The sequence below is a fragment of the Protofrankia sp. CiT1 genome (assembly GCF_917627335.1).
Taxonomy (GTDB): domain Bacteria; phylum Actinomycetota; class Actinomycetes; order Frankiales; family Frankiaceae; genus Protofrankia.
On record NZ_CAKJTP010000136.1, the window covers coordinates 1 to 10510 of the forward strand.

Here is a 10510-nt window from a genome sequence, read left to right on the forward strand (position 1 = left end):
GTCGTCCGTGACGCGAGTGGGCACAGAATAATTATAACCATTCAGGATGGGCTATCGCCAACCCTACACGCAATCTCCATATGGAGACCTCCACTTGGAAGCACTCGACGTCGTCCGTCCTGTCGCTGGGCCTCAGTAACCGCCAGCAGGACTGGCCTTCAGCAAACAAAAGCGATGTTCGCCACTGAGCGTACATGACATCCGGAGCGGGCTTATCGAGGTACCGACCCCGGCCTGCGGAGGAGTTTAACCACACCCGAGAAGCGAATGCCCACAAGGACCCATCGATTACTCAAAGCGACCATCCAATCGGCCCTCAGTCGCTGGCAGGCCACAGGTGCCGCTGCCGTTCACGATGCGTTGCCCGGCCCGCATTGCGCCTGCGGCAGAAACTACGAGATATGGCCGCTCACGAAAAAGACGAGGCATGGCGGTCCGCGCTGACCGCCATGCCTCGTCTCGCCGGCCGGGGGAGTATACCGGCGGGCTTGCTCCAGTCCTTTCGGACCGGGAAAATCAGTGGACCAGTGCCTTCTCCGCCCCGGCTCCAGTGAGAGCACGAACCTCCATCTCGGCGAACTTGTCCGCGTTCCGCGACTCCCTGCTGGTGACCGACCCGAGCCAGCCGAGCAGGAAGGCCAGTGGGATGGAGACGATCCCGGGATTCTCCAACGGGAACCAGGAGAAGTCGATCGACTTATCTGTGATCATCGACACACTCTTCCCGGTAGCCGCGTCGACCTTCCCCGAAACAACCGGGGAGAACGCGATGAGGAGCACCGATGAGATCAGCCCCCCGTAGATGCTCCACAACGCGCCGCGGGTGGTGAACCCCTTCCAGAACAGCGAGTAGAGGATCGTCGGCAGGTTCGCCGACGCGGCGACGGCGAAGGCCAGCGCGACCAGGAAGGCGACGTTCTGATCCTTCGCGAAGATGCCACCCATAATCGCCACCACGCCGATAACGACGGCGGTGGTCCGGGCAACCCGCACCTCCGCGTCCGGATCGGCGGCGCCCTTCTTCAGCACGTTGTTGTAGACGTCATGGGCGAAAGACGCGCTGGCTGTGATGGTGAGGCCAGCGACAACCGCCAGGATCGTGGCGAACGCGACCGCCGCGACGATCCCGAGCAGCAGCGTGCCGCCGAGCTCGTAGGCGAGCAGCGGAGCCGCCGCGTTGGCCTTCCCCGGCGCGGCGTTGATGCGCTTCGCGCCCACCAGATACATCGCGCCGTAACCGAGGATGAGGGTGAACAGGTAGAAGACACCGATGACGCCGATCGCCCATACCACGCTGTGGCGTGCCTCCCGGGCCGACGGCACCGTGTAGAAGCGCATCAGCACGTGCGGCAGGCCGGCGGTGCCGAGTACGAGGGCCATCGCTAGCGAGATGAAGTCGATCTTCGTAAGGGTGGACAGCCCGTATTTGACGCCGGGCTCGAGCACCGCGTCGCCCTTGGGACTGGCCGCGGCCGCGTCGCCGAGGATCGAGGAGAGGTCGAAGCCGGACTTGCCGAGCACCCAGAACGTCATCAGGGCGGCGCCCAGGACGAGCAGGACCGCCTTGACGATCTGGACCCAGGTGGTCCCCTTCATTCCGCCGACCAGCACATAAACGATCATCAAGATGCCGACGACGGCGATCGTGAGGTTCTGGCCCGTGCTCCCCTTGATGCCGAGCAGGAGGTTCACCAGTCCGCCGGCGCCGGCCATCTGCGCGAGCAGGTAGAAGAAGCTGACCGCCAGGGTCGAGATCGCCGCGGCGGTCCGCACCGGTCCTTGTCGCAGCCGGAAGCTGAGCACGTCGGCCATCGTGTATCTGCCGGTGTTCCGCAGGAGCTCGGCGACGAGCAGCAGCGCGACCAGCCAGGCGACGAGGAAACCGATCGAATACAGGAAGCCGTCGTACCCTTGCAGCGCGATGGCTCCGGTGATGCCGAGGAATGAGGCCGCCGACAGGTAGTCGCCCGAGATGGCGATGCCGTTCTGCCGACCAGTGAACGCCCGGCCACCGGTGTAGTAGTGGGCGGCGCTCTGGTTGCCACCCGACGCCCGGATGACGATGGCCAAAGTGATCATGATAAATATCGCAAAAATCGTGATATTGACCGCTGGCTTGCCGACGGTCTCGGCGGCGAGCAGGGTGGTTGCGGACGTGGCTGTCATGACCCGCCCCCCTCGAAGTGCGCGCGCAGCCGCTCCGCGGTCGGGTCGAAACGCCGGTCCGCCCATCGGATATAAATCATTGTTATAGTGAAGGTCGAAACGAACTGACCGAACCCGAACAGCAACCCGATGTTGATGTTGCCGATCACCTTGGTAGCCATGAAGCCGCGCGCGAACGCGGCGAGGCAGACATAGAGGAAGTACCAGGTGAGGAACAGCGCGGTCACGGGGAAGACGAAGCGCTGGAAACGCCGCCGGTGCTCGATGAACTCAGGACTGTCCTGGATGCTGCGGTAGCTCGGCACCGAGCCACTGCCGCTGTGGGATTTACCTTCGCCGCCATGGACGACGTCAATCATGCTCACCCGGCATCCTCCAAAGATCGTCGCTCGGCCACCCAAAGCGGCCTGTGACAGCTATCACTGTGTCGCGAAGCTGGAATCCCTCGCACTCCTCACAGGCACGAGTGCGATCAGTGGCACGGATTCAGCGCTCTGCGGGCCGGGCGGACACGACGAACGGCCGGTTTCACGCGACGAACGGTTAGGGCGTGTTCCGGAGGTCATCTGTCCGGCTCGCCACGCCCAGGCGGCCCGGCGGCGCGGCCCCCCGGCAGGGAGCCGCGCCGCGGTCGAGGCCCAGGCCTTCGGGAGCGTGCAGACGCACCATGAGCTGGCGGATTCCCGCCGGGGTGCTGCCTGGGGTAAACAGCGAGACAACCATCATCACCACGAACACCAGCGGCACCGTCCACGCCGCGGGCTGGGCGAACATCGCACCAGCCAGGCCGGCCGGCGTGCCGGCCACCATGGTGACGGTCGCCGCCGCTCCCGCGAGCAGGCCGCCGACGACAAGTCCGGCCAGCGCGCCGGTTACCGTCAGCTTCTCCCACCAGATACCAAGTACCAGCAACGGGGAGAACGTCGACGCGGCGACCGCGAACGCGAGGCCGACGGTGTCAGCGAGGCCGACCTGCGTGGCGAGCAGTGAAACCGACGCCGGAACCGCCACCGCGATGACAGCCCCGATCCGGAAGCCGGAAACGCTCACCCGGCCGCGGAGCAGGTCCTGACCAAGCACCCCCGCAACCGACACCGTCAATCCACTCGAGGTGGACAGGAAGGCGGCGAAAGCGCCCGCGGTCACCAGCGCGGAGATCGCGTGCCCGCCGGCCCCGGGCAGCAGCCGCCCCGGCAGCAGCAGCACCACCGTGTCCGTCCGTCCGGTCAGCAACAGGTCCGGAGCGTAGATCCGGCCCAGCGCGGCATACAGGGGCGGGAAGACGTAGAAAGCGCCGAGCATGGCGACGACGACGCCCGCGGTCCGCCGAGCGGCTCTCCCGTCGGGGTTGGTGTAGAAACGCACGATCACGTGGGGTAATCCCATCGTGCCGAGCAGAAGCGCCAGCATCAGCGAATACGTTCGGTACAGGGCGGGGCCCCGCCCATCGGCCGCGGTTGGCCGCGACCAGCTGGAGCCGTCGAGAGGCATGATCTGCTCGGCATGCGGTACCGGTTCGCCGGCCGCCAGGGTGACCGTGCTGCCCGCGGCCAGCAGTACGCTGCCGGCCGGTGCGGCGACAGGGGCCAGCCGCACACTCCCGTCCACACGATCGCCGTTGATCTTTCCATGTACGGTCAGGGTGACCGGTTCGACCACGCGCAGCCGGGTGTCCTCGATCAGGCGCACCGTCGTCGTCTGCCGGGTCACGGGATGTCCTGCGGCCGACGGGTCGGGCGCGCCGTCGGCACCCCAGACCACCAGCATGAAAAGAACCGGTACCGCGATCGCCGTGAGCTTGAGCCAGTACTGAAACGCCTGCGTGATCGTTACCGAGCGCATCCCGCCGGCCAGCACACCCACCAAGACGACCGCGACCACAATGGCGACTCCGGCCCAGCGGGGTGCGCCGACAACTGTGTACAGCGTCAGGCTGGCCCCCTGGAACTGCGGCACCAGATACAACCAGCCGATGCCGACGACAAGCAGGGAGGCAACCCGGCGGACCAGTGGGGAGCGCAGCCGGATCTCGGCGAAATCCGGCAACGTGTAAGCGCCTGTCCGGCGTAACGGTGCCGACACCAGGACGAGCAGCACCAGGTATCCCGCGGTGTACCCGACCGGGTACCAGAGCATCTCGGCACCGGAGGCGAGCACCAAGCCCGCGACACCGAGGAAACTCGCGGCCGACAGGTACTCACCGCTGATCGCCGCGGCGTTCCAACGCGGGCTGACCGACCGGCTCGCGACGTAGAAGTCGCTCGTGGTGCGGGACAGCCGTAATCCGAGCCCACCGATGCCCAGCGTCGCGAGGCAGACGCCAGCGACAGCCAGCGACTGCGGCCACGTGTTCGCCATTCCGCAGCGGCCTCAGTGCCGGTCCACCAGGCCGGCGAAGTCGCGCTCGTTCCGTTCCGCCATCCGGATGTACCACCAGGCGGCCACCAGCAGCACGGGATGAACCACGAGACCGAGCAGCAGCCAGGGCAGCGGGATGCCGAGCAGCCGGGCGGTGCCCAGCGCCGGAGCCATCGCGAACACGACCGGGATCGCGCCGATCGTAAGCAGCACTGTTCCCAGCAGCGACGTTCCCAGCCATACCTGTGCCCGCAGGAGTGAGCGCAGATAGACTTCACCAAGCGCGGTCTGCTCGTCGAGGTCCCGGGCCAGCGGCCACGCGGGCGGGCGAGGCGCGGCATCCATCCGCGGGCTGGTTATGCGTACCCGTGCCGATGGGCGGGCCGCTCGTGCTTCCGGCCGGGAGCCGCCGTCCGGTGTGTCGCCCGTTGCCATCCCGCCGCCTCCTGTCAGAGCCGGTCACCCTGGCCCCGAGCCAGGCTCGCCGAGCGTACGAGACGGTCCCGCAGCTGTCTGCTGTGCCGGCGGCTGACAGGCAGGACACAGTCACCGAGCCGGACGGAACAGCGGCCCTCCTCGATGCGGACCTCGTCGATAAAGGCGAGCGCGACCAAGGTGCTGCGGTGGATACGGACGAATCCGACCGGAGCCCAGCGCTCCTCCAGCGCTGTCAGAGAGATCCGCACCAGGTGACCGTCGGACGCGGTGTGCAGGCGCGCATAGTCACCGCGCGCCACGGCAAAGCGCACCTCCGACCGCCGGACGAACCGGGTGACACCACCAAGCTCCACGGCGATCGTCTCATCCGGCGCTGACGCTGTGCGACCGCCGACAGCGCCACCGGTATCGACGACCCGGCGTAGCGCCTCGGCCAGCCGCTCCGCTCGGACCGGCTTGAGCAGGTAGTCGGTCGCCGCCACGTCGAAGGCGGCCACCGCATGCTGCTCGTGGGCCGTGACGAACACGACCTGCGGGCGGACGGCGAAGCGCCCGAGCACCCGGGCAAGATCCAGGCCATCCAGGCCGGGCATCCGGATATCACAGAACACGACGTCGAACCGTTCGGCGTCGAGAGCCCGCAGGGCTTCGGCTCCGCTACTCGCCGCGCGGACCCGGCTCACCCTCCCATCCGCGTCAAGTAACCAGACAAGCTCGTTGCGGGCCGGCGTCTCATCATCCACCACCAGCGCGCTCAGATTCTCACCACAGCCTCTCACCGCGGCGGGGCATCGGAGCTGACATAACTCACCATAACTGGAGATTACTTCAGAACATCAGGGTCCAGCCAGCATGAACACGCTGGTGTGTATTCAGCCGGCCCGGACCCCCGACGCGAACTTGGGCACCCGGAAGCTCACCTTCGTGCCGGCCCCCGGTGCGGTCTCCACGACAAGCCCATAGGCGTCGCCAAAGACCGACCGCAGCCGGGAGTCGACGTTGCCCAGCCCGATCGAATCCGCGTCCGACTCACCGGCCAGGACCCGACGAACCAATTCTGGATCACTGCCCACCCCGTCATCCTCCACCCAGATGTGTGCCTCGGCGCCGTCATCGGTGGCCCCGAGCGAGATGTGGCCGACACCGGTCCGCTCCTCCAATCCGTGCCGTACGGCGTTCTCCACCAGTGGCTGGATGGCAAGGAATGGCACCGCGACCGGTAGCACCTCCGGAGCCACCAGAATCTGCACCTGTAACCGGTCGCCGAACCTGGCCTTCTCCAGCACGAGATAGCGCTCGATGTTGCGCATCTCCTCGGCGAGTGTGGTGAACTCCCCACCCCGGCGGAAGGCATAACGGGTGAAGTCGGCGAACTCCAGCAGCAGCACGCGGGCGCATTCCGGATCGGTACGGACAAACGAAGCGATCGCTGCCAGTGAATTGTAGACAAAATGTGGGCTGATTTGGGCACGCAATGCCCGCAGCTCCGCCTCGACGGCTCTGGTCCTGGACACCTCCAGCTCGGCAAGCTGGACCTGGGTGGAAACCCAACGCGCCACCTCCTCAGTTGCCCGGACCAAGCCGGCACCGACGCTGGGCGCATAGGCGACCAGCGCGCCGACGACCTGGTTTTCGCTGGTCACCGGGGCAACCACAGCAACACGGACAGGGCAGTCCGGATCGGAGCAGGCGACGTCGGACGCGGTGAGGACCACGGTCCGCCCGGTCGTCAGCGCTGAGCCTGCATGCTCGATCGCGGACTCGGCGTGCGCCCCCGACCCAGCCCCGTCCCAGGCGAGGGTCGCGGCGACGTCCACCAACGCAACAGCCGAGGTGCCGAGCAGGGCACGCAGATGGCGGACGGATCGGGACGCGCCGGTCGGTGTCAGCCCCTCACGAAGGTGAGGGGCGGCCAAAGAGGCGGTATGCAGGGTCGCGAACGTGGCCCGGTCAGCGCTTGTCCCGAGGTCGCCGCGATGCCGGAAGCCCCAGACAACGAGGCCGGCGGCAACGGCGAGGACGGCCGCGAGCCCGACGGCAGGAATGCCACCGACAATCACGTTCGTGCGACAGCCGCGGACAACGGCTCGGCCGTGCCCAGCTTGTTCGTGGCGCCCGGTTCCCCAGCGCCCACGGTGAACGCCGCGTTCACCGTGACCACCGCGTTCACCGTGACCACCGTGCGAGACGCCCGGCATGGCTGGCCCAGCCGGCACAAACGACCGGCGACAAGGGCCTTGCGGTGGGCCCCGGCCGTCGTGGGCCCTCGCCGTTCACACGCCATCGTCCTCATTATCGGACCGCTCGGACTCGTCCGCCACTTCCATCTGGAGACCCCCGCACCGAGACCTCCGATCGGAGCTACCCGATGCAGCCGGTCCAGCGCAGGCTTTCAGAGCTCACCGGCCGTATCGCGCGCCGACCGGCACCACTGGAAGAAAGATGCCTGCCAACAAGAATAGCTGACCTCCGGCAAGCCTACCCGCCAATCGGCCTGAAGGAGATTCTCCGATGCTACTGAGCACACTCGACATGATCCAGCAACCACGAGGCCACCTAATGGGTTCACACATGTTATCCCGCGCACCATTTACAATGCTTCACCAACGGCCGAGGAGTATCGGAGAACACATCGCCGTGCCCGCGACATCCGCGGGGGAATACCAGTGACCGCGGTACGGCTCGGCCGTCTCCCGGAGTCGGCCGAGATCGACCCGCAACATGTGGCCAAGGCGAATCATCAGCTGTTCGAGGCCTCAGCCGCCTTTGACGACGCGCAGTTCAGCGCCTGCCGTGCCGACAGCGACTTCTACACGGCGGCTGCTGTCGAGTTCGGCGGACCGGTGGTCGAGGTCGGCTGCGGCACCGGGCGGATCCTGGCGCCGATCGTCGCGGCGGGAATCCCAGCGACCGGGATCGATCATAGCGGGGCGATGCTCACCGCCGCCTGGAAACGCTGCAACGGTCAGGTCGGGCTGGTATATGCCGACCTGCGGCACGCCCCCGACGTTCTGCCGCCGGTTCGGCAGGTGCTGTTCACCTCCGGGGTCTTCCAGTACGTCCTTGACGATCAGGCTGGTCTCCTGTCCGACTATGCGGCTCGATTAACGGTCGGGGGGCGGCTGCTGCTCGATGTGAAGGCGTTCTGGGATGATCCGGTCTACCGGGCCGCGCTGGACATGCCGATCTCCCTCCCGCAACGGACCTATCGGCACCCGGATGGCTCGGTGACGGTCACGACCACGATCAGCATTGATCGCACCACACATGTTGTCACTGAACGGATTCGACATACCGTTACGAGCCCGGATCTGGCCTTGCTGGACGAGGCTGAGCACATCCACGTCATGCGGTCCTACAACCTTCCGGAACTGCTGCTCATCGCTGAGCTGGCCGGCCTGCGGGTTGTTGACGTCCGCACCCGCTACCAGGACCACGCCGGTCCAGCGGACGCGGCCGGCACCCGCTACATCCTGGATATCCGCCCATGAACACGCTTCAGCGGGGCCATGCCGGGCGGCCGGATCGCGCGCCGCGCAACACAACCGGTTCGAACAGAGCCGGTTCGAACAGAGCCGGTTCGAACAGAGCCGCCACGGCGGCTGGCCTCAGCACACGCTGCTCGGCACCAACCGGTCACCGCGCCGGCAAGGCCCCGCAATGATCCCGTCACTGTCCTTACAGAGCCTCGGATACCCCGATGATGATCCACCAACCGTCACCCGCATGGCGATCGCCGCCGGCTTCACCGGCGTGCACCTGCACCTGCACTTGACCCCGCCGACAGACCGCGACCGCCTCGCGCGGCTCGTCGACCACCATCAGCTCACCGTCACCTGGGTCTACCCCATGAATGATCTCTTTTCCGCCGACGCGGCCACCCGGCACGCCGCGCTAGCCGCGTTCACCGCCACCGCCGCATACAGCGCCCGGCTCAGAGTGGCCGTGGTCTCCTCCCGGCTGCCAGCCGACATCATCCCGGTCGCAACGCGCCGGCACGCCCTGCCAGGAGCGCTCGCGAACCTGGTCGATCTCGCGGGGACAGCCGGACTGACATTCGGCATCGAGCACCTGCACCGGCCGACCACAGCCTGGCACACTCCGCAGGACCCGGCAGGCAGCCTCACCGACCTGGTCGAGCTGCTGTCCGCCCTTGGCCCGGCCACCGGGCTCGTCGTCAACAGCGCCCATCTCGCCGCCGCGGGCGCCCTCGGCGATCTCGCATCCACCACCGCCACCGAGTCCCGCACCTGGCTGGAGCGAGTCATCGACGTCCGGCTGGCCGACCCGCCACCGGCCGGACAGCCAGAGCACGAGCAACGCTGGCCCGGTACAACCGGTCGTATCGACCATACCCGGCTGTGTAACCAGCTCGCCGACGCCGGCTATCGCGGACCGGTGATGGTGGAAGCATCCGCCGCTCCCGGCGTGGCACGCATCCATGCGGCGTTTCAGGCCAGAACCTTCCTCAGCACCCTGCCGACCACCAGCTTCGATCATCCAGAGCACGGCCCGCTCCACCCGCCGCGGCCGGCAACGACTCCGGTGAGAAGCTCCGCACCATAGGCGACGCCCACACGCTCCACGCACCGAGACTTCCTGTCCGCCGGGCCCGGCGGATGGCGTGCGGGCAGGTGGTGGGAGTCTTACCCGTACCAACGAGGCGAGTACCCATATCGGCCAGCACGCCCGGCCCTCGGCCCTGTCCGCTATCTCTGCCCGGAGACCTCCTGACCGAGATCTCCGTTTGGAGCTATCTCACGCTGTCGGTCCTGGCTCAGGCTGTCGGATGTGACACAGACCGCTGAAGAACCGGTTGAGGTGACGGTGGCCGAACCCGCCGATCTGGTCGGCCCCGTCAACGGTTACCAGCAGAATTCTCGGGCACGAATGCGGCCGGCCAACGCACAGCGCGGCTTTCCGGGAAACGGGCCGCCCCCACCCATGCCGGGCAGCACCGGCGCCCCAGCCCCGTCATCGCACCGAGCCGGCGAACGGTCCCGGCCTGCCAGCTGTTCGGTGGAGCCGGCTACACCCAGGATTTCCCAGCCGCGTCCGTCCGCCGCGATTGACCGTCCCCAGAGCCGGTAGGCCGGTCGTCCAGCCGTGCTCCGCCAGCCGCATCCGCTCTCACCCATTCATCGTTCGGGAGTCACGGATTTTTCAGCACACGCTCCTGGCAAGGGGTTCTCTATGGACAGACAGCGCCGAACCGCCCAGCGGGTAGCTGTCGCAGTCGTGAGTGCCGCGGTCGCATTGACGACGGCCGCGTGTGGGACGTCGCAGCCCACCAACAGCCGGGCAAGCAAGGACTGCGCGGTGCCCGGAGTAACCGCGAACGAAATCAAGATCGGTCTTCTTTACCCGGACACCGGCCCGCTGGCAGGCGGATTCCACGCCTTCCGCGCCGGCGTGGACGCGCGGCTGGGCACGGTCAACGCGGCCGGCGGAGTCAACGGCCGGACGCTGTCCTACAGCTGGCGAGACGATGCCTCCGATCCCGCCACGAACCTCGCCAGCGCCCGTTCCCTGATCAACGACGACAGGG

Annotated in this window: 9 protein-coding genes; 3 read left to right on the forward strand and 6 right to left on the reverse strand. The window is 67.2% G+C overall.

Annotated features, from left to right (window positions below):
- Nucleotides 1-516 precede the first annotated feature (516 nt).
- The 6 genes from MJ785_RS17350 to MJ785_RS17375 all read right to left on the reverse strand — a co-directional run bounded on the left by MJ785_RS17350 (nt 517) and on the right by MJ785_RS17375 (nt 7022).
- Entirely contained in the window at nt 517-2166 is a 1650-nt protein-coding gene (locus MJ785_RS17350; RefSeq protein WP_239312091.1) for a cation acetate symporter, read from the reverse strand.
- The gene (locus MJ785_RS17355) at nt 2163-2525 is read right to left on the reverse strand and encodes a DUF485 domain-containing protein (RefSeq protein WP_239312094.1); all 363 of its coding nucleotides are present in this window, start codon (nt 2523-2525) and stop codon (nt 2163-2165) included. Before MJ785_RS17355 ends, MJ785_RS17350 begins: the two co-directional genes overlap by 4 nt.
- A 184-nt stretch (nt 2526-2709) precedes the next feature.
- Nucleotides 2710-4524, reverse strand: coding sequence for a cation acetate symporter (locus tag MJ785_RS17360; protein WP_239312088.1), 1815 nt, complete (start codon nt 4522-4524; stop codon nt 2710-2712).
- A gap of 12 nt (nt 4525-4536) precedes the next feature.
- Nucleotides 4537-4959 (reverse strand): hypothetical protein, encoded by a 423-nt coding sequence (locus MJ785_RS17365; RefSeq protein ID WP_239312085.1) that lies wholly within the window; start codon nt 4957-4959, stop codon nt 4537-4539.
- 14 nt (nt 4960-4973) lie between these two features.
- On the reverse strand, nt 4974-5741 hold the full coding sequence (locus MJ785_RS17370; protein WP_239312082.1) for a LytTR family DNA-binding domain-containing protein: 768 nt from the start codon (nt 5739-5741) through the stop codon (nt 4974-4976).
- A gap of 93 nt (nt 5742-5834) precedes the next feature.
- The gene (locus MJ785_RS17375; RefSeq protein WP_239312079.1) at nt 5835-7022 is read right to left on the reverse strand and encodes a sensor histidine kinase; all 1188 of its coding nucleotides are present in this window, start codon (nt 7020-7022) and stop codon (nt 5835-5837) included.
- A gap of 606 nt (nt 7023-7628) precedes the next feature.
- Between MJ785_RS17375 and MJ785_RS17380 the strand changes: the two genes are divergently transcribed.
- From MJ785_RS17380 to MJ785_RS17390, 3 genes are all read left to right on the forward strand, one after another.
- Complete coding sequence (locus MJ785_RS17380; protein ID WP_239312078.1) at nt 7629-8453, forward strand: trans-aconitate 2-methyltransferase; 825 nt, start codon at nt 7629-7631, stop codon at nt 8451-8453.
- Nucleotides 8454-8622: 169 nt separating this feature from the next.
- Nucleotides 8623-9528: a sugar phosphate isomerase/epimerase gene (locus MJ785_RS17385; RefSeq protein ID WP_239312076.1), complete on the forward strand. Its 906-nt coding sequence runs from the start codon at nt 8623-8625 to the stop codon at nt 9526-9528.
- A gap of 627 nt (nt 9529-10155) precedes the next feature.
- Nucleotides 10156-10510, forward strand: a 355-nt coding sequence (locus tag MJ785_RS17390; protein WP_239381801.1) for an ABC transporter substrate-binding protein, incomplete at its 3' end; no start/stop codon positions are given.